The organism is Brevibacterium sp. MGP-B1 (genome assembly GCF_057766545.1).
This window is the reverse complement of sequence record NZ_CM173407.1, coordinates 1,678,818-1,698,729: the sequence shown is the minus strand read 5'-3', so window position 1 is coordinate 1,698,729 and position 19,912 is coordinate 1,678,818. Positions and strand designations below refer to the sequence as shown.

The window sequence follows — 19,912 nt, the reverse complement described above, 5'->3', positions numbered from 1 at the left end:
AACAATTTATTTTCTGGTAAGACAATCACCTGGCCAAACAGTGGTTCACCCCGTGGTGGGTGGTTCTTCGCCGAACCTCCCGCATCACATTGGGTGGCTGTGTGTTTGGTCAGTATTTTTTGGTCAACCTTCTCACCCCGTGAGGGGTTGGCTGTCTTGCTGGGATTCATTCGTAACATAAAGTTTTTTATGGAGAGTTTGATCCTGGCTCAGGACGAACGCTGGCTGCGTGCTTAACACATGCAAGTCGAACGCTGAAGCCGACAGCTTGCTGTTGGTGGATGAGTGGCGAACGGGTGAGTAACACGTGAGTAACCTGCCCCTGATTTCGGGATAAGCCTGGGAAACTGGGTCTAATACCGGATACGACCATCCGACGCATGTTGGGTGGTGGAAAGTTTTTCGATCGGGGATGGGCTCGCGGCCTATCAGCTTGTTGGTGGGGTAATGGCCTACCAAGGCGACGACGGGTAGCCGGCCTGAGAGGGCGACCGGCCACACTGGGACTGAGACACGGCCCAGACTCCTACGGGAGGCAGCAGTGGGGAATATTGCACAATGGGGGAAACCCTGATGCAGCGACGCAGCGTGCGGGATGACGGCCTTCGGGTTGTAAACCGCTTTCAGCAGGGAAGAAGCGAAAGTGACGGTACCTGCAGAAGAAGTACCGGCTAACTACGTGCCAGCAGCCGCGGTAATACGTAGGGTACGAGCGTTGTCCGGAATTATTGGGCGTAAAGAGCTCGTAGGTGGTTGGTCACGTCTGCTGTGGAAACGCAACGCTTAACGTTGCGCGTGCAGTGGGTACGGGCTGACTAGAGTGCAGTAGGGGAGTCTGGAATTCCTGGTGTAGCGGTGAAATGCGCAGATATCAGGAGGAACACCGGTGGCGAAGGCGGGACTCTGGGCTGTAACTGACACTGAGGAGCGAAAGCATGGGGAGCGAACAGGATTAGATACCCTGGTAGTCCATGCCGTAAACGTTGGGCACTAGGTGTGGGGGACATTCCACGTTCTCCGCGCCGTAGCTAACGCATTAAGTGCCCCGCCTGGGGAGTACGGTCGCAAGGCTAAAACTCAAAGGAATTGACGGGGGCCCGCACAAGCGGCGGAGCATGCGGATTAATTCGATGCAACGCGAAGAACCTTACCAAGGCTTGACATACACTGGACCGTTCTGGAAACAGTTCTTCTCTTTGGAGCTGGTGTACAGGTGGTGCATGGTTGTCGTCAGCTCGTGTCGTGAGATGTTGGGTTAAGTCCCGCAACGAGCGCAACCCTCGTTCTATGTTGCCAGCACGTGATGGTGGGAACTCATAGGAGACTGCCGGGGTCAACTCGGAGGAAGGTGGGGATGACGTCAAATCATCATGCCCTTTATGTCTTGGGCTTCACGCATGCTACAATGGCTGGTACAGAGAGAGGCGAACCCGTGAGGGTAAGCGAATCCCTTAAAGCCAGTCTCAGTTCGGATCGTAGTCTGCAATTCGACTACGTGAAGTCGGAGTCGCTAGTAATCGCAGATCAGCAACGCTGCGGTGAATACGTTCCCGGGCCTTGTACACACCGCCCGTCAAGTCACGAAAGTCGGTAACACCCGAAGCCGGTGTCCCAACCCTTGTGGAGGGGGCCGTCTAAGGTGGGACTGGTGATTGGGACTAAGTCGTAACAAGGTAGCCGTACCGGAAGGTGCGGCTGGATCACCTCCTTTCTAAGGAGCACACATTCAGATCCTCATGGCATGACCCGCATGTGGTCATCATGAGAGCTCAAGGGTGGAACATCACTTCTTCCGCTCGTCCACTCAGCGTTGTTGGGGTTAGTGCCTCGACGACGATGAGTATCCGGATGGGCTAGAACAAACACGTTATTGGGTCCTGGAATCACAAACCCCACACAGTGTGTGGGTGTGGTTTCAACCAACAGGACCAACCCGACCACCAGGCAGCCACAGTGTGGGTGTGTGGTGGTGGGTGTTTGGTAGTGGTTTGAGAATCGTATAGTGGACGCGAGCATCAAACAACACAATTCTTTGTGTTGTTTATGTAATGTGATTTTTCTTGTCATCATCTAGTAAAGGTGAATGAAACAATATTTTTCGCGCACATGAGCCGATCCCTTTTGGGGGTTGGGTGAGTGTGTAAGAGCGCATGGTGGATGCCTTGGCATCAGGAGCCGATGAAGGACGTGGAAATCTGCGATAAGCCTCGGGGAGCCGATAAACAGGCGTTGATCCGAGGGTCTCCGAATGGGGAAACCCCGCCACTCGTGAGGGTGGTGACCCGTGTCTGAATATATAGGGCATGTGGAGGGAACGCGGGGAAGTGAAACATCTCAGTACCCGCAGGAAGAGAAAATAACAATGATTCCGGGAGTAGTGGCGAGCGAAACTGGATGAGCCTAAACCGTGTGCGTGTCAAGCGTGCTGGTGTTGCGTACACGGTGTTGTGGGGTGTACATGGTCCGGTCCAGCATGGCCGGTCTGTGAGTGTGGTTGGTGTAGTCGAACCTGGTGGGAAACAGGACCGGAGTGGGTGAGAGTCCCGTAGACGAAACATCAACCGTTCACAGTATGTAGACGCCCGAGTAGCACGGAACTCGTGGAATTTCGTGTGAATCTGCCAGGACCACCTGGTAAGGCTAAATACTTCCTGATGACCGATAGCGGAATTAGTACCGTGAGGGAATGGTGAAAAGTACCCCGGGAGGGGAGTGAAAGAGTACCTGAAACCATGTGCTTACAATCCGTCAGAGCAGTATCTAGATGACTGTGATGGCGTGCCTTTTGAAGAATGAGCCTGCGAGTTAGCGGTGCGTGGCGAGGTTAACCCGTGTGGGGTAGCCGTAGCGAAAGCGAGTCCGAATAGGGCGATAGAGTCGCGTGTCCTAGACCCGAAGCGGAGTGATCTAGCCATGGGCAGGGTGAAGCGTGTGTAAGAGCGCGTGGAGGCCCGCACCCACTTCAGTTGAAAATGGAGGGGATGACCTGTGGTTAGGGGTGAAAGGCCAATCAAACTCTGTGATAGCTGGTTCTCCCCGAAATGCATTTAGGTGCAGCGTTGCGTGGTTCTTGCTGGAGGTAGAGCTACTGGATGGCTGATGGGCCCTACCGGGTTACTGACGTCAACTAAACTCCGAATGCCAGTCAAGGTTCAGCGTGGCAGTGAGACAGTGGGGGATAAGCTTCATTGTCGAGAGGGAAACAGCCCAGACCATCAACTAAGGCCCCTAAGCGTGTGCTCAGTGGGAAAGGATGTTCAGTTGCGAAGACAACCAGGAGGTTGGCTTAGAAGCAGCCATCCTTGAAAGAGTGCGTAATAGCTCACTGGTCAAGTGATTGAGCGCCGATAATGTAGCGGGGCTAAGTACACCGCCGAAGTTGTGGCAGCACCACTTATAACCGTAATGGTGTGGTGTTGGGTAGGGGAGCGTCGAGTTGCCGGAGAAGCTGCCGTGTGAACGAGTGGTGGAGGCGATTCGAGTGAGAATGCAGGCATGAGTAGCGAAAGACGGGTGAGAAACCCGTCCACCGGATGACCAAGGGTTCCAGGGCTAGGCTAATCCGCCCTGGGTAAGTCGGGACCTAAGGCGAGGCCGACAGGCGTAGTCGATGGACAACCAGTTGATATTCTGGTACCGACACACAACCGACAGTACCAAAACACACGATACTAACCATCCAATTCCTCCTTTGAGTCTTCGGACTTGATGTTGGGGTTGCGGGTGGGACCTGAGTGTGGAGTCGGTAAGCGTGAGGTGTGACGCAGAAAGGTAGCCAGGCCGTGCGATGGTAGTCACGGTCTAAGGTTGTAGCACGTGGGGGTAGGTAAATCCGTCCCCACAGGTGTGTGAGAGCTGATGGGCGCCCCACATTGGTGGGGTGATCTGGTGATCCTCTGCTGCCGAGAAAAGCATCGACGTGAGGGTGTGTGTTGCCCGTACCCTATAACCGACACAGGTGGTCGAGTAGAGAATACTAAGGTGATCGAGAGAATCGTGGTTAAGGAACTCGGCAAAATGCCCCCGTAACTTCGGGAGAAGGGGGACCATCCCGGTGAACCCAACTTGCTTGGGGATGTGCTGGTGGTGGTCGCAGAGGCCAGAGAGAAGCGACTGTTTATTAAAAACACAGGTCCGTGCGAAGATGTAAGTCGATGTATACGGACTGACGCCTGCCCGGTGCTGGAAGGTTAAGAGGACCTGTTAACCCGTAAGGGTGAAGCGGAGAATTTAAGCCCCAGTAAACGGCGGTGGTAACTATAACCATCCTAAGGTAGCGAAATTCCTTGTCGGGTAAGTTCCGACCTGCACGAATGGCGTAACGACTTCTCTGCTGTCTCAACCACGAACTCGGCGAAATTGCATTACGAGTAAAGATGCTCGTTACGCGCAGCAGGACGGAAAGACCCCGAGACCTTCACTATAGTTTGGTATTGGGATTCGGTGTGGTTTGTGTAGGATAGGTGGAAGACTGTGAAGCCCTGACGCTAGTTGGGGTGGAGTCGATCGGTGAAATACCACTCTGACCATAGTGGATTCCTTAACTTCGGACCCTGATCGGGTTCAGGGACAGTGCCTGATGGGTAGTTTAACTGGGGCGGTTGCCTCCTAAAGAGTAACGGAGGCGCCCAAAGGTTCCCTCAGCCTGGTTGGCAATCAGGTGTCGAGTGTAAGTGCACAAGGGAGCTTGACTGTGAGACGGACGTGTCGAGCAGGAGCGAAAGCTGGGACTAGTGACCCGGCCATGGCTTGTGGAAGCGTGGTCGCTCAACGGATAAAAGGTACCTCGGGGATAACAGGCTGATCTTGCCCAAGAGTCCATATCGACGGCATGGTTTGGCACCTCGATGTCGGCTCGTCGCATCCTGGGGCTGGAGTCGGTCCCAAGGGTTGGGCTGTTCGCCCATTAAAGCGGTACGCGAGCTGGGTTTAGAACGTCGTGAGACAGTTCGGTCCCTATCCGCTGCGTGCGTAGGAAATTTGTGGAGGTCTGTCCTTAGTACGAGAGGACCGGGACGGACGAACCTCTGGTGTGCCAGTTGTTCCGCCAGGAGCATGGCTGGTTGGCTACGTTCGGGATGGATAACCGCTGAAAGCATCTAAGCGGGAAGCCGGCTCCGAGATGAGATTTCCAACTGACTTTGTCAGGGGAGGTGTCCTATAGATGATGGGGTTGATAGGCCGGGTATGGAAGCACTGTGAGGTGTGGAGTTGACTGGTACTAATACACCGATCACTCACCAACTTTTCCCTTTAGCGGGGTTGGTGTGTGCGAAGAATGTTTCTATGAGTAGTCTTTTCTAGTTGTGATGAGAGAATGCGCCCCGTTTTGTGGGTGTGCATGACATAGTTTTTGGTGTTCGCGTTCGCTGTGCGGTTCTTGGACCACTACCGCCCAAACTTGGGTTTGGGTGAGTGTGGTTTGTTGGTTTTGCGGTGGTGATAGTGGTGGGGAAACGCCCGGTTAACCGTTCCGATCCCGGTAGCTAAGCCCATTCGCGCTGATGGTACTGCAACTTGGTGGTTGTGGGAGAGTAAGTGACTGCCGCAATATTTTTTAAGGTGATGGCCTCGTCCAACTGTGTTGGGTGGGGCCATTGCTGTATTCACGAACGTGTGGTGTTTGTATTCGTGTGTGGGTGGGATAGCCGGTGCTTGTTGCTACCTGACGGGGGCTGGGCTACCTGGCGCGGGGTTGCTGCGCCCCCGTCAGGTAGTAATTAGGAGAGGAGGGGTAGGCATGGAGACGAAGACAATAGACGCTCTCAGAGCCGAACTTGCTCGCGACGGTGAAGTCGCAATCGGGTTCAACAAGGCGAAACAATTTCTGCGCAATCCTGCTGGCTTCCTTGGACTGCGGCGGACCGAGCAGCCCGCACCACAAGTGATCGTCAACGACTTCGGTGTCTGGGCCGCTGTTGACGGATTCCCCGAGGGCGGCGTGCCATGGGCCCGTATTCTCGAAGTCCACATCACCAAGGTGAACGTCAGCTCCTATATCGACGTGAGCATCAGGACTCCGGATACTCCCGACCGCCGACGGACGCTGCGGATGCCCCATATGCTCGACGTCGACCCCGAGACTCTCGCAAAATGGATCGTCATGGAACTGATGGTTCGCGGCAATCCGATCTGACGTTCGGCCCAGCGACCAAATGACGGCCATCAAGCCGGTGGCCCACCGAATAGATCCGTCCGGATAGTTGGAGGCGCGAACTCCCTCCGAAGTCCAAATGCTTGTCGATAGATGTGTTGCATGTCACGATGAAACTGTCCGCTGCGCCGGATGCAAGTGAATAGCGACATCCGAATAGACAGCAAGGGAGAGACCGCATGAACGTATCAACTATCATCTGGATCGTCGTCGCCATCGTTGTGGTCCTGATCATTGTCGGGATCATCATCGCAGTCAGCCGCAAGGCGGCAGCGAAGAAGCGCGAACACCAGCGGCAGGAAGCCGCACAGATTCGGCAGGAGGCTGCCGAGTCCGAACATGATGTTCGTGCTCGAGAAGCCGAAGTCGAGAAACAGAGAGCAGAGGCAAAGCGCGCAAAGGCTGAGGCCGATGCTCGAGCTGCCGAGGCTGATCGTCAGGCGGCTGAGGCCGAGCAGCTGGATTCCGAGGCAGCGAAACGCGAAGAAGCAGTGAAAGCGGAACGCGTCGAGCACGATCGCAGGCTGCAACGTGCCGACGAACTGGATCCGGACACGCCGGAGAGCGCCGGGGACACCCCTCGTGCAGACGGCGCCGGCGGCGCTGGGGCAGCAGCTGGCGCTCACGGAACGTCGTCGGGCAACCAGAATGAGCGCCGTGTCGACGAAGCTACACAGCAGAACGCGCCTCGATATGACGAGCGGGCGCAGCAGGATTACGGGCGTCAGGAACCGACAGTCCAGCAGACTGATCCGTACGGCGCTCGACACACGCAGCAACCCGAACATCGTCCTGACGAGTCGGTACCGCGCAACGACGTTCTCCCCGAGCAGCCTGTTCGCGAAGACGCGCCTCGTCCGGACCAGCCCGTTCAGCAGGAGGCGGCTCGTCCGGACCAGCCTGGCTCGCAGGAATCGGTGCGCCGGGATCCCTCCGTACAGCAGCAGGACGTCCGTGCTGATCAGCAGATGCCAGAACAGGGCGCCCGTCGTCGTGCCGAGGAACCGTTAGCCGAGGAGTACGATCCTCGAGTCGACCGGCGTGAGGGGCGAGATCCATATGCTCAGAATGATCGGCGAGTCGATCCTCTCGACGACAGCGGAGATACCGAGGCGCCGAAACACTGACACGCTTCGCCTCAGACGCAATTGAGTCTCCTGAGACAGACGAGAGGGTGCACGAACCATACAAGGTTCGGGCACCGTCTCGTTGTTTTCGGGCTTCTGGGTATTGCAGATGAACGGGATGAACATGGGGAGGGCCGCCTCGGTGAGGGGTTAGCCAGGAGTGCAGTGAGACGGATTCGTGACAAGCGATTCTGTTGAAATCAATTGATGCTTCTGTAGTGTGGACGGCAACATCCCTACGGAAGGTACGCCATGCTCGTTAAGCTGCACGACGCACTCCGACTCCGCACCAACCCGGCCATCTTCTTCTCTTCAGCGGCCGTGATCATCATCTTCGTCCTCGGGACGATCTTCTTCACCGATCAGCTCGACGCCGGCGTCTCTGTCGCCTCGGATTGGCTGCTGACGAACCTCGGATGGTTCTACATCCTCGGCGTCACAGTCTTCGTCGCGTTCCTCATCTACATCGCCGCATCCCGGTATGGGCGAGCGAAACTCGGCCCCGATGACGAACCGCCGGAGCACTCCAATGGTGCCTGGTTCGCCATGCTCTTCGCCGCCGGCATCGGTTCGATCCTCATGTTCTGGGGTGTCGCTGAACCCGTCAGCCACTTCGGCGATCCGCCGCGCGGATCCCTCGGTATCGAAGCGGGAACGCCCGCCGCCGCGGTCGATGCCATGAACTTCACGTACTACCATTTCACCCTGCACACTTGGGCGATCTTCACCCTGCCCGCGCTGTGCTTCGCCTACTTCATCCACAAACGGAACCTGCCGCCGCGGGTGAGCTCGATCTTCCAGCCCATCCTCGGTGAGAAGATCCATGGACCGATCGGCAAGACCATCGACGTCGTCGCCATCATCGGCACCGTTTTCGGCATCGCCGTCTCGATCGGTCTGGGCACGCTGCAGATCAACGGCGGACTCGCTCAGGTCATCGGCGTTCCGGAGAACGCTCTGTGGCAGCTGATCATCATCGGCGTCGTCTGCGGGCTGGCCACGATCTCGGTCTCTCTCGGCCTCGACAAAGGCATCAAGGTCCTGTCGAACCTCAACATCGTCATGGCCGTGCTGCTGCTCATCTTCATCGTCGTCTTCGGCCCGACCCTGTTCATGGCCAAGGGCGTCTTCGAATCCTTCGGCACCTACATCCATCAGCTGCCCGAACTCGCGCTGTGGAATGACACGTTCGCCAACACGGGTTGGCAGAACACCTGGACGGTCTTCTACTGGGCATGGACGATCACCTGGTCGCCCTTCGTTGGGATCTTCATCGCCCGCATCTCCCGCGGACGCACCATCCGCCAGTTCGTCATCGGCGTGCTCGCCATCCCCTCGGCCTTCTCGATCCTGTGGTTCGGCATCTTCGGCTACGCCTCATTCGACATCGAGTTCAATCAGGGTGGGGGACTCGTCGACCGAGTCGTCGATCAGGGAGACATCCCGGGAGCTCTGTTTGCGTTCCTCGACCACTACCCGCTGGCCGGCCCCGTGTCGGTGATCGCGATCGTCCTCGTGGTGATCTTCTTCGTCACCTCGGTGGATTCCGCAGCGCTCGTCGTCGACACGATGAACAACGGCCACGAGGACTTCAACCCACTGCCGCAGCGGATCTTCTGGGCCCTTGCCGTCGCCGTCGTCACCGCGGCTCTGCTGGTGTTCTCCGGCTCCGGCGGACTCGAAGCGCTGCAGTCGACGATCATCCTCGTCGGCCTGCCGTTCTTCATCATCGCCTACTTCCAGATCTACGCCCTCATGCGAGCGCTGCGCGAGGACGCCGGCATTCTGCCGCGGGTGCGCATGCGCCGCTGGAAGAAGGTGCTGCCGCCCGAAGAGGTCGAACGCCGACAGGGCGGGGACGAGCAGTTCGGCCACGAATACGACGACGATGAGGAGGTCGTCACCGAACCGCAAGCCGTCGAACCGGCACCGAAGTTCCGTGACCCCTATATCGAAATCACCCATGAAAAGAAGGGGCGGCGTGAGGGGACACTGGCCAGCCGCACCGGCAGCCGTTCGGGCAGCCACGGTAAGGGCGACGACGCCGACTGAGGCGGTTCGGCTCAGAGGCGACAGCCGATCGTCGCGGCCGGACATGACGAAGGGGGCGCTGCGAACGCAGCGCCCCCTTCGTCGTCGCGAGTCTGGGCCGAAGTTCCCACTCAGGCTATCGAATCAGCGCAGGGCCGCCTCGGTGGTCTGAGCATCTCACGGCCTGGTCAGATCACTGACCGTTCTTGATCATCTCCGCGCACTTCTCACCCATCATCATCACGGTGATGTTGGGGTTGACCGTGGTGATCTCCGGCATCGCCGAGGCATCGACGACGCGCAGACGGTTGACGCCCTTGACCCGCAGCTGCGGATCCAGCGGCGACATCTCGTCATCCTGAGCACCCATACGCACCGTGCCGACCGGGTGGTAGACGGTGTTGTGGGTGCGGGTGATGTAATCGGCGATCTGCTCGTCGGTCTGGACATCCTTGCCGGGGAACAGTTCCTCGCCGGCCCATTCGGACATCGCGTCCTGGGCGACGATCTCGCGGGCCTTCTTGATGCCGGCGACCATGACGCGCATGTCATGGCCTTCCGGATCGGTGAAGTAGCGGGGATCGACCTTCGGCTTGTCACGGAAGTCCTTCGAGCGCAGGCGCACGGTGCCGCGCGACTTCGCATGAGTGACATTCGGGGTGAGGCAGAAGGAGTTCTCCGAGGTCTTAAATCCCTGGCGCAGGGTGTGCATATCGAAGGGCACCGAGCCGTAGTGCATCATCAGGTCGGGACGGTCGAGCCCGTCCTCGGTGGGGGAGAAGATGCCGATCTCCCACCACTGGGTGGAATCTTCGACCATCGGCTTCTTGGCCTCCCAGGAGATGACGCCCTCCGGGTGATCGCCCAGGTGCTCGCCGACTCCCGGCGAATCCACGCGAGCCTCGATGCCGACCTCGGCGAGGTGGGCTTTCGGGCCGATGCCCGAGAGCATGAGCAGCTGCGGGGTGTTGATCGCACCGGAGGAGACGATGACTTCCTTCTTCGCCTCGATCCGGTTGGTCGTGCCGAAGGCATTGTTGACCACGAGCACAGCCGTGCAGTTGTCGTCCTCGTCGAACTCGAGCTCCTTGGCCTGGGTATCGGTGAGGATCGTGAGGTTCTCACGGTCGAGGATCGGGTGGAGGTACGACACCGAGGAGGACGACCGAGTGCCGTCGTCCTTGCGGTTGACCTGGAAGAAGTTCGCACCGTTGATGACGGTCTGACCCTCATTGAACTGCACGCGAGGGATGCCGGCCTGCTCGCAGGCATCGAGGAGCGCGACACCACAGGGATCGACCGGGGGCACGTTCATCAGACGGACCGGGCCGTCATGGCCGTGGTGGTCGCCGGGCAGTTCATTGTTCTCGAGCTTCTTGTACAGGCCGAAGGTGTCCTTCGAACCCCATCCGGCTGCGCCGTGCTTCTCTTCCCATTCGTCGAGATCCTCGCGCGGAGCCCAGAATGCGATGCACGAGTTGTGGGACGAGCAGCCGCCCAGCACCTTGGCGCGAGCGTGGCGCATGTACGAGTTGCCGTTCTCCTGCTCTTCGATCGGGTAGTCCCAGTCGTAACCGGATTCGAGGAGCTCCATCCACCGATTGAGCTCAAGGACGACGTCCTTGTCCGTGTCGGTGGGGCCGGCTTCGAGGAGTCCGACGGTGACCTCGGGGTCCTCGCTCAGTCGGGCCGCGACCGCTGCGCCGGCGGAGCCGCCGCCCACGACGACGTAATCAAAGCTATGAGTAGTCTTCACTGTTCATCTCTCCTTGTACTGCGGTATTCGTCTACAGGCTGCGGCGGATCACTTGGTGTGATCGGGGAACCAGCCGGTGACTGCCGGCTCGAGGTTCTGGTAGATGTGCTTGGCTTCCTGGTATTCGGCCAGACCAGTGGGGCCGAGCTCGCGACCGAAGCCGGACTGCTTGTAACCGCCCCATTCGGCCTGCGGCAGGTAGGGGTGGAAGTCGTTGATCCAGATGGTGCCGTGGCGCAGACGCTGAGCGACCAGCTGGGTCTTGCCCGCATCCTGGCTCCACACTGCTCCGGCCAGACCGTAGTAGGTGTCATTGGCGATCTCGACGGCCTCGTCGACGGTGGAGAAGGTCTCGACGGTGACGACGGGGCCGAAGGCCTCATCGGAGACGACGGACATTCCGCGCTTGACCTGGTCGAGCACGGTCGGCAGGTAGTAAAAGCCGTTCTCCAGGTCGCCTTCACCGAACTTGCCGCCGCAGCGCAGACGCGCACCTTCGGCGATGCCCTTCTCCACATAGGCATGCACCTTGTCGCGGTGTGCTGCGGAGATCAGGGGACCGGTCTCGGCGTTCTCGTCGAAGGGACCGCCGAGGCGGATCTGCTCGGCACGCTCGACGAGGCGCTTGACGAATTCCTCGGCGATGGATTCCTCGACGATGAGTCGGGCACCGGCCGAGCACACCTGACCGGAGTGGACGAAGGCGCCGTTGAGAGCATTGTCCAGAGCCGCATCGAAGTCGGCATCGGCGAAGACGACGTTCGGGTTCTTGCCGCCGAGTTCGAGCGCGATCTTCTTGATCGAGTCGGCGGCGTTGCGGAACAGCAGTCGACCGGTGACGAGGCCGCCGGTGAACGAGACCATGTCGATGTCCTCATGCGTCGACAGCGGAGCACCGGCATCGGCACCCGCACCGAGGATGAGGTTGCCGACTCCAGCCGGCAGACCGAGCTCTTCGAGGACCTGCATGGTGAGGATCGCGGTGTGCGGGGTGAGCTCGGCAGGCTTGAGGATGAAGGTGTTGCCGGCGGCGATGGCCGGGGCGATCTTCCACGCGGCCTGCAGCAACGGGTAGTTCCATGGAGTGATGAGCGCGCAGACGCCGACGGGCTCGTGCACGATCTTCGACGCAACGGTGTCGGTGCCGGCGTCGACGACTCGACCGGCATCGTTTGCGGCGAGCTTGCCGAAGTAGTCGAAGCAGTTCGCGATGTCGTCCATGTCGATCTGCGATTCGACGAAGCGCTTGCCGGTGTCGAGGGACTCGGCACGCGCGAACTCGTCCTTGCGCTCACGCAGAACGGCGGCGAACTTCAGCAGCAGATCACCGCGTTCGCTGGCGGGAACCGACGACCAGGCGCCGGAGTCGAAGGCGCGGCGAGCGGCCTTGATCGCCAGCTCGGTATCTTCGGGGCTGGCTTCGTCCACCTCGGCGACGAAGCTGCCGTCGGCCGGGTTATGGATCTTCCGGGTTCCACCGTTGACGGCTGAAACCCACTGTCCGTCGATGAAGAGTGTGTTTGGCACGATTTCTCCTATTCCTAGCGGGTGAACGGTTGTGCGATCTAAAGGGCCGAACGCTCAGTCGCGGCAGCGGAGCCTGTGGTGTCGGGGAGATTCCGGACGGCCGCGGATCTGCCGTTTGACGTGCGACTCGAACTGCTTCGGCGGCATTTATTCACATGCTTCCGGCAATCACAATAGGCGAAGTCAGGGGCCGAATGCGCAATCCGATGATGCTGGTCACACCGGCAAGTGATCTTGGTCATCTCATGGTGGGGAATGCCAGTCGTGCTGGGGGACGGGCCGGCGCTAGCTGAACTGGGGGACGGGCCGGCAACGAGGCCTGAAATTCTGATCGTGGAATCGCGGAGACATCCGTCATCCGCACAATGAGCTTCCACGTCAGGTGTCATTCGTCCCCTGGTGTCGAGGCGGCGCGGACATCCGCTGCCGCCGAACCTCTTCGATTGCCGTCGGCCGTTCCACTGGATTCGCCTTGATTCTAACAGAGCGCTGAGGCGGTGACCTGGGCGTTGACCCACAGAGCAACGGGCGCGGCGCTGAGTGGAATCGAGGCGCTGACGTGTCCCCGCCCACACGGCGTCGAAGCGGTGAGTGGACTAGAATAGAGCGGAACACCGAAAAGACTTCATAGGGAGAATCGTGGCCCAAGGGGATTCGCGAGACAGCCAGGACAACCGCCGCGCAGATGGCGGTCACCGCTCAGATCGCGACAACAATCGCAACCGTCGACCGGACAGCCGGGACGGCCGCGGGCCACGCCAGTCCGACCGCCGAGGCGGCTACCAGGGCAATCGTCGCAACGACGACGACCGTCGGGGCGGATTCAACCGAGATCGCCGTGACGGTGATGACCGCCGAGGCGGGTACCAAGGTAATCGTCGCAACGACGACGACCGTCGGGGCTACGGTCAGAACCGCAGGAACGACGATGATCGTCGTGGTGGGTTCAACCGTGACCGTCGTGACGACGATCGCCGGGGCGGATTCAATCGAGACCGCCGCGATGACGACCGTCGTGGTGGGTACCAGGGCAATCGTCGCAACGACGACGATCGCCGAGGCGGCTATGGTCAGAACCGTCGGAACGACGATGACCGTCGTGGTGGGTTCAACCGGGATCGCCGTGATGGTGACGATCGACGCGGCGGTTATCAGGGCAACCGTCGGAACGACGATGACCGTCGTGGTGGGTTCAACCGGGATCGCCGTGATGGTGACGATCGACGCGGCGGTTATCAGGGCAACCGTCGGAACGACGATGACCGTCGTGGTGGGTTCAATCGTGACCGTCGTGGTGGGTTCAATCGTGACCGTCGTGATAGTGACGACCGCCGAGGCGGATACCAGGGCAACCGCCGGAACGATGACGATCGCCGGGGCGGCTTCAACCGCGATCGTCGCGACGGTGATGACCGCCGTGGCGGATACCGGGGAAACCGACGGGACGACAACCGCGGAGGACGCGGCGGCTACGGTCGCAACGACAACGACCGCCGTGCTTCCCGCAAGACCGACACCGGCGACTACGCACGCGAACAGCGCGCCCGCCGTCCGCGCATTCAGGAACCCGAGATTCCCGAAGGCGTCACCGGCCGTGAACTCGACAAAGAGATCTCGTCACAGCTGCGCTCCCTGGACAAAGAGAACGCCGACATGGTCGCCAAGCACCTCGTCGCCGCAGGCGGGCTGCTCGACCTCGACCCGGAGCGCGCCCACGAACACGCCAAGGCCGCTATGGCCCGCGCCGGTCGTGTCGCCGTCGTCCGCGAAGCACTCGGCATCGCCGCGTACTACGTGGAGAACTACGACGAAGCCGTCCGCGAACTGCGCACCCACCGCCGCATCTCCGGCTCGAATGACAACATCGCGCTGATTGCCGACGCCGAACGCGGCCGCGGCAAGCCCGAGAAGGCCATCGAGCTGCTGAAGAACTCGGAAGAACTCGATCTCGACAACGACACCCGCACCGAACTCGTCATCGTCGCTGCCGGAGCCAAGTCCGACCTCGACGACATCGCCGGTGCGCGCCGACTCATCGAAGCCGAGGACTTCACCCAGAAGCCCGGCGGCGGACTGGTCCGTCTCATGGCCGCCTACGCCGAGGTGCTGCGCATCGACGGCGAACCCGAACTCGCCGACAAATACGAAGAGCTCTCGCGCCGGACCGCCAAGGCGACCGGCACCCTCTTCGGCGACGAAGAGCCTGACCTCAACGCCGGCGTCGAAATCGAAACCGTCGAAGAAGTCGAAGACGAGCCCGAAGCTGCCGACACCGAGACTTCCGAAGGCACCGACGTAGATCCAGCCGACGGTGAGGCAACTAACGGTGAGGCTGCCGACACCGAGACCTCTGCAGGCGCCGACGCTGAGGCCGCCGATGCTGAGACGGCCGAAGCCGCAGAAGGCTCGGCCAGCGAGCCCGAAGCCGAGAAGCCGCAGACGGAATCTGACGTTGCCGACAATTCGGCGGAAGACACGGGCGCCGAGGCTCCAGCCGCAGCACCGAAGTCGAAGACACATGTCTCGGCGAAGGAACTGAAGTCGGTCAAGGTCACCGACGACGAGATCGAAGCCGAACTCGACGAGATCCTCGCCGACGCAGAAGGCGACGCCGAAGCAGGCTCCGAGCCCGACACAACAGCGGCCGAGGCCGACGGAGAGCAGTGACACTGACCGCCGAACAGCACAACACAGCAGATGGGCGCCTGCCCGAATCACCGGGCACGCCCATCGACTGTGTCCTGTTCGACCTCGACGGAGTCGTCTACCACGACACCCACGCCGTCGATGGCGCCGTCGACGGCATCAACTGGCTCCACTCCCAGTCGATCCCGGTCAGCTACGTTACGAACAACGCCACTCGCACGGCCGCAGCCACCGCCGAGAAGATCACCGGAATGGGTGTCGACGCCTCCGAGGACGAAGTGACCACCTCGGCGCAGGTACTCGCCGAACGCTTAGCCGAACGATTCGGGCCCGGCGCCCGCGTCCACCTCCTCGGCACGACCGGACTGCGGGTCGCACTCGAAGAGGCGGGCCTCGAGATCACCGACTCACTCGACGAGGAACCCGTCGCCGTCGCTCAGGGACTCGACCCGGAGATCGACTACGCGAAGATCGTCCGCACCTGCGAAATCATCCGCTCGGGCGCCGAATGGTGGGCGAGCAACCCCGACTTCTCCCTCCTCACGGAAACCGGGAAAGTCCCCGGCAACGGTGCCTTCGTCGACCTCATCGCCCGACTCACCGACGCCACCCCCATCATCGTCGGCAAACCCGCTCCGCACATGATGGACTTCGCGGCCGGCCGCCTTGGCGCGCATCGGCCCCTCATGGTCGGCGACCGCCTCAACACCGATATCGAAGGCGGCTGTGCCGCCGGCATCGACACCGCCCTTGTCCTCACCGGAATCCACGACATCCACGATGCGCTGCGTGCCGGCCCGGAGCGCCGGCCGACGTTCATCCTGCCGAATCTGCGCGGACTCGAAGCCCTCATCACCGGCGCCGACCGCGGCGAGTCCGCCCGGATCGAAGCCGAACTCCGCCGAGCCTGGGCAGCCATCGATGCGGGGGAGACCGACGCCGAGGCGGTCCTGGCCGATGGACACCTGCCCCGCCGGATCGGAGGGGACGAATGAGCGAGACCCCGACACCCGGCCCAGGACCCGGAACGACTCCCGGCACGAACTCGACCCCGACACCCGGCCCTGCCTCTGCACCGACCCCCGCCTCGGTGGGCGGGGAGGTGCCGATCGAGATCTGGAAGTCCAGCCTCGCCGAAGCCAAATCAGCACCGGCGGCCGAGCGGCACGAACTTCTCAACTCCCTGCTGGGCGATCTCGACGCGCAGGTGGGCTCCTTGTGAGCAGACTCGACCGGGCACTCGTCGACCGCGGGCTGCTGAACTCGCGCTCCCGCGCCGCCCGTGAAATCGCCGCCGGTCGCGTCAGCGTCAACGGCCGCACCGCGACCAAGGCCTCCCAGGACGTGAGAGACACCGATGATGTCGCCGTCACCGAACCCGATCCCTGGGTCGCCCGCAGCGCCCACAAACTCCTCGGCGCACTCGACGCCTTCGACCTCACCGACCGACTTGAGGGTCTGACGGTCCTCGATGCGGGCGCCTCCACCGGAGGCTTCACCCAAGTCCTCCTCCATCACGGAGTCGCACATGTCTGGGCCGTCGACGTCGGCCACGATCAACTCGCGACCATCCTCCGCGACGACCCGCGCGTCCACGTCCGCGAAGGACTCAACCTCCGCGAACTGACCGACTCCGACGTGCCGACCGTCGACCTCGTCGTCGCCGACGTCTCCTTCATCTCCCTGCGCCTGCTCATCGGACCGCTGTTGACCGCCACCGCGGCCACGGGAGAACTCCTCCTCATGGTCAAACCCCAATTCGAACTGGCACGAGCATCGCTGGACAAACACGGAGTCGTCACCAGCCGGGAGAAACGCCGCCGCGCCATCGACTCCGTCCTCGACGCCGTGACCGAACACGCCGGACGCGTCACCGACATCGCACCCTCACCGCTGCCTGGCCCCAGCGGCAACCGAGAGTACTTCCTGCGCGTTCGCCCAGGCCGAACACATGACCAGTCCGATAGGCTCGACCAAGCAGACATCCCCGCCCACCTGGACGAAATGATGAGAGGAGAGTCGTGACCAGACACATCATGGTGCTGCTGCACCCCCAACGTGATGAGTCGGCCGTGGCCGCCGTCAGCGTGTTCAAGGCCCTCCTCGACGACGGAGTCACCCCCGTCGTCCTCTCCGACGAGATCGTCGGCATCCGCGCCCGCCAGGCCGAAGCGGTCGACGACGAACCCATCCTCAACCACTGCACGATCATCGACCCCTCCGAACTGGGGGAGTGGAAGAACGCCTGCGAACTCGTCATCGTCCTCGGCGGCGACGGCACGATCCTGCGCGCCGCCGAACGCTTCCACGGGTCCGGCGCCCCGCTCATGGGCATCAACTTGGGCCATGTCGGCTTCCTCGCCGAAAGCGAGAAGGAAGACCTCGCCGAGGCGGTCCACCGCGCCTCCCAGCGTGACTATTCCGTCGAGGAGCGGCTCGCCCTCGACGTGTCCGTGTGGCACGAAGGCGAGAACATCTTCAACGCCTGGGCACTCAACGAGGCGACCATCGAGAAGACCTCGAAATCCCGGATGATCGACGTCGTCCTCGGCGTCGACGCCCGCCCCGTGTCCTCCTTCGGCTGCGACGGCGTCATCCTCGCCACCCCCACCGGCTCGACCGCGTACTCGTTCTCCGCCGGCGGACCCATCGTCTGGCCCGAGGTCGAAGCACTCATCCTCGTCCCGATCTCCGCCCACGCCCTGTTCTCCAAACCGCTCGTCGTCAACCCGACCTCCCGCCTCGGCGTGGAGATCTCCCAGATGAACCCCGAATTCTCCGCAGTGCTGTGGTGCGACGGCCGCCGCGCCCTCGAACTGCCGTCCGGGGCCCGCGTGGAAGCCACCCGCTCGAAATCACCGATCCGGCTCGCCCGCCTCCACACCGGCCCCTTCACCGACCGACTCGTCGCGAAGTTCCGCCTGCCCGTCTCCGGCTGGCGAGGACCGATCAAGGAGGCCTGAATGATCTCCGAACTGCGCATCTCCCACCTCGGCGTCATCGCCGAGGCCGCCGTCGAACTCGACACCGGCTTCACCGTCGTCACCGGTGAGACCGGTGCGGGAAAGACCATGTTCGTCTCCGCCCTGTCCCTGCTCATGGGCCGCAAGGTCGGCTCCGGAGTCGTGCGCAAAGGCGCAGAGAAAGCCGAAGTCGAAGGCATCTTCACCGATGTCGCCGAACCCGTGCGCGAACGCATCGAAGAGGCCGGCGGCAGTGCCGACGACGAAGCGATCATCTCCCGCACCGTGGCGCTCAAGGGCCGTGCCCGGGCCACGGCCGGCGGCCGCACCGTGCCGATCTCCGTGCTCACCGACATCTCCTCCGACCTCATCACCCTCCACGGCCAGTCCGAACAGCTGCGCCTCAAGGGCGCAGCCCAACAGCGTCACCTCCTCGACGCCGCCGGTGGCACTGCTCTCGCCGAGGTGGCCGATCGTTACCGTGCCGCCTTCGAGAATTGGCGCGAGACCGAAGCCCGCGTCAGCCGCATCAAAGACTCCACCGCCGCCCGCCGCGAACGCATCCTGTGGCTGCGCGGCTGCCTGGAGACCATCGACAAGGTCCGCCCCGAACCCGGCGAAGACGAGACCCTGGCTGCGCAGTCGGCGAAACTCGGTGCCGCCGCCGAGATCACCCGCGCCGTCGGTGCCGCCCACGACCTGCTGCTCGGTTCCGAGATCGACGATGCCGGCGCCGCCGTCGACCTCGTCCACCAGGCCATCAGCACGATCGCCGATGTCGAAGGCTCCGACAAGGAACTCGTCACCATCCGCGAAGCCCTCGGCGACGCCGTGCTGCGCCTGTCCGACTCCGCCGCGGAACTGTCCTCCTACCTCTCCGGGTTCGACGAACTCGGCGAGACCTCGCTGGAAGAGACCGAAGCCCGGCGAGCGGAACTCGGCACCCTGGCCCCCTACGGCCACGACGTCGCCGAAATCCTCGACTTCGAAACCCGCTCGGCCGCGGAACTCGCCGAACTCGAAGCCGAGGACCGCGACCTCGACGGACTCGACGCCGAACTCGACTCAGCCCGCGAGACCATGGAAGCGGCCGCCTCGGCGCTCACCGAGATCCGCAAGGCCACCGCGGACGAATTCTCCGCAGCGGTCAGCGAAGAGCTCACCGCCCTGTCGATGCCGAAGGCAGCGGTCGCCTTCGAGATCTCCGAACGCGAACCCACCTCCCACGGGGCCGACGAGGTCCGACTGACCTTCGCCGCCCACGAATCTTCGATCCCCGACGACATCGCGAAGATCGCCAGCGGCGGTGAGCTCTCCCGCGTCATGCTCGCCATCGAAGTCGTCAGGGCCGCCAGCGAATCCATCCCCACCTACGTCTTCGACGAAGTCGACGCCGGAGTCGGCGGAAAAGCTGCCGTGGAGATCGGCCGCCGGCTGGCCAAACTCGCCCAGGGCGCCCAGGTCATCGTCGTCACCCACCTGCCGCAGGTCGCCGCCTGGGCCGACACCCATGTGACCATCGTCAAGGACGATGACGCCGAGACCGTGCGCTCGGGAGTGCAGGAACTGACCGACGAAGAACGCGTCGTCGAACTCTCCCGCATGTTGGCGGGCATGGACGACTCAGCCTCGGCGAAGGCCCACGCGGCCGAACTGCTCGACAACGCTCGGCAGGTCAAGGAGGCCGGCGTTGGCAGCAGATGAGAGA

At 61.8% G+C, this 19,912-nt stretch carries 11 protein-coding genes and 3 rRNA genes; 11 read left to right on the top strand and 3 right to left on the bottom strand.

Annotated features, from left to right (window positions below; all coding sequences use genetic code 11):
- Positions 1–186 precede the first annotated feature (186 nt).
- From AC3CD9_RS07755 to AC3CD9_RS07740, 4 genes are all read left to right on the top strand, one after another.
- Positions 187–1,711 (top strand): 16S ribosomal RNA (locus AC3CD9_RS07755).
- A 419-nt stretch (positions 1,712–2,130) separates the two neighbouring features.
- A 23S ribosomal RNA gene (locus AC3CD9_RS07750) occupies positions 2,131–5,245 on the top strand.
- Between the two features lie 187 nt (positions 5,246–5,432).
- Positions 5,433–5,551: ribosomal RNA gene (rrf, locus tag AC3CD9_RS07745) — 5S ribosomal RNA — on the top strand.
- The 16S, 23S and 5S rRNA genes sit together here, the layout of an rRNA operon.
- Positions 5,552–5,740: 189 nt before the next feature.
- The gene (locus AC3CD9_RS07740) at positions 5,741–6,136 is read left to right on the top strand and encodes a hypothetical protein (protein WP_488367095.1); all 396 of its coding nucleotides are present in this window, start codon (positions 5,741–5,743) and stop codon (positions 6,134–6,136) included.
- A 206-nt stretch (positions 6,137–6,342) separates the two neighbouring features.
- Here the strand turns inward: AC3CD9_RS07740 and AC3CD9_RS07735 are convergent, their stop codons facing one another.
- Complete coding sequence (locus AC3CD9_RS07735) at positions 6,343–6,942, bottom strand: hypothetical protein (RefSeq protein WP_488367094.1); 600 nt, start codon at positions 6,940–6,942, stop codon at positions 6,343–6,345.
- A 591-nt stretch (positions 6,943–7,533) separates the two neighbouring features.
- On the opposite strand from AC3CD9_RS07735, the gene AC3CD9_RS07730 reads away from it, so the two are divergent.
- Positions 7,534–9,333 carry a BCCT family transporter gene (locus AC3CD9_RS07730; RefSeq protein ID WP_488367093.1) on the top strand — a complete coding sequence of 600 codons (1,800 nt, stop codon included), beginning with the start codon at positions 7,534–7,536 and terminating at the stop codon, positions 9,331–9,333.
- 172 nt (positions 9,334–9,505) lie between these two features.
- On the opposite strand, the gene AC3CD9_RS07725 is transcribed toward AC3CD9_RS07730, so the two are convergent.
- Together AC3CD9_RS07725 and AC3CD9_RS07720 are read right to left on the bottom strand one after the other, a co-directional pair.
- Entirely contained in the window at positions 9,506–11,068 is a 1,563-nt protein-coding gene (locus AC3CD9_RS07725; RefSeq protein ID WP_488367092.1) for a GMC family oxidoreductase, read from the bottom strand.
- A gap of 48 nt (positions 11,069–11,116) precedes the next feature.
- Positions 11,117–12,595 carry an aldehyde dehydrogenase family protein gene (locus AC3CD9_RS07720; RefSeq protein WP_488367091.1) on the bottom strand — a complete coding sequence of 493 codons (1,479 nt, stop codon included), beginning with the start codon at positions 12,593–12,595 and terminating at the stop codon, positions 11,117–11,119.
- 639 nt (positions 12,596–13,234) lie between these two features.
- Here AC3CD9_RS07720 and AC3CD9_RS07715 point away from each other — a divergent pair.
- The 6 genes from AC3CD9_RS07715 to recN are packed head-to-tail and all read left to right on the top strand — an operon-like array spanning position 13,235 to position 19,908.
- The gene (locus AC3CD9_RS07715; protein ID WP_488367090.1) at positions 13,235–15,262 is read left to right on the top strand and encodes a tetratricopeptide repeat protein; all 2,028 of its coding nucleotides are present in this window, start codon (positions 13,235–13,237) and stop codon (positions 15,260–15,262) included.
- A complete protein-coding gene (locus AC3CD9_RS07710; RefSeq protein WP_488367089.1) occupies positions 15,259–16,236 on the top strand; it encodes an HAD-IIA family hydrolase in 978 nt (325 codons plus the stop codon). The genes AC3CD9_RS07715 and AC3CD9_RS07710 overlap by 4 nt, the downstream gene beginning before the upstream one ends.
- The gene (locus tag AC3CD9_RS07705; RefSeq protein ID WP_488367088.1) at positions 16,233–16,463 is read left to right on the top strand and encodes a hypothetical protein; all 231 of its coding nucleotides are present in this window, start codon (positions 16,233–16,235) and stop codon (positions 16,461–16,463) included. Before AC3CD9_RS07710 ends, AC3CD9_RS07705 begins: the two co-directional genes overlap by 4 nt.
- The gene (locus AC3CD9_RS07700) at positions 16,460–17,266 is read left to right on the top strand and encodes a TlyA family RNA methyltransferase (RefSeq protein WP_488367087.1); all 807 of its coding nucleotides are present in this window, start codon (positions 16,460–16,462) and stop codon (positions 17,264–17,266) included. Before AC3CD9_RS07705 ends, AC3CD9_RS07700 begins: the two co-directional genes overlap by 4 nt.
- Positions 17,263–18,204, top strand: coding sequence for an NAD kinase (locus AC3CD9_RS07695; RefSeq protein ID WP_211167984.1), 942 nt, complete (start codon positions 17,263–17,265; stop codon positions 18,202–18,204). Before AC3CD9_RS07700 ends, AC3CD9_RS07695 begins: the two co-directional genes overlap by 4 nt.
- Complete coding sequence (gene recN, locus AC3CD9_RS07690; RefSeq protein WP_488367086.1) at positions 18,205–19,908, top strand: DNA repair protein RecN; 1,704 nt, start codon at positions 18,205–18,207, stop codon at positions 19,906–19,908.
- The last annotated feature ends 4 nt before the right edge of the window (positions 19,909–19,912 follow it).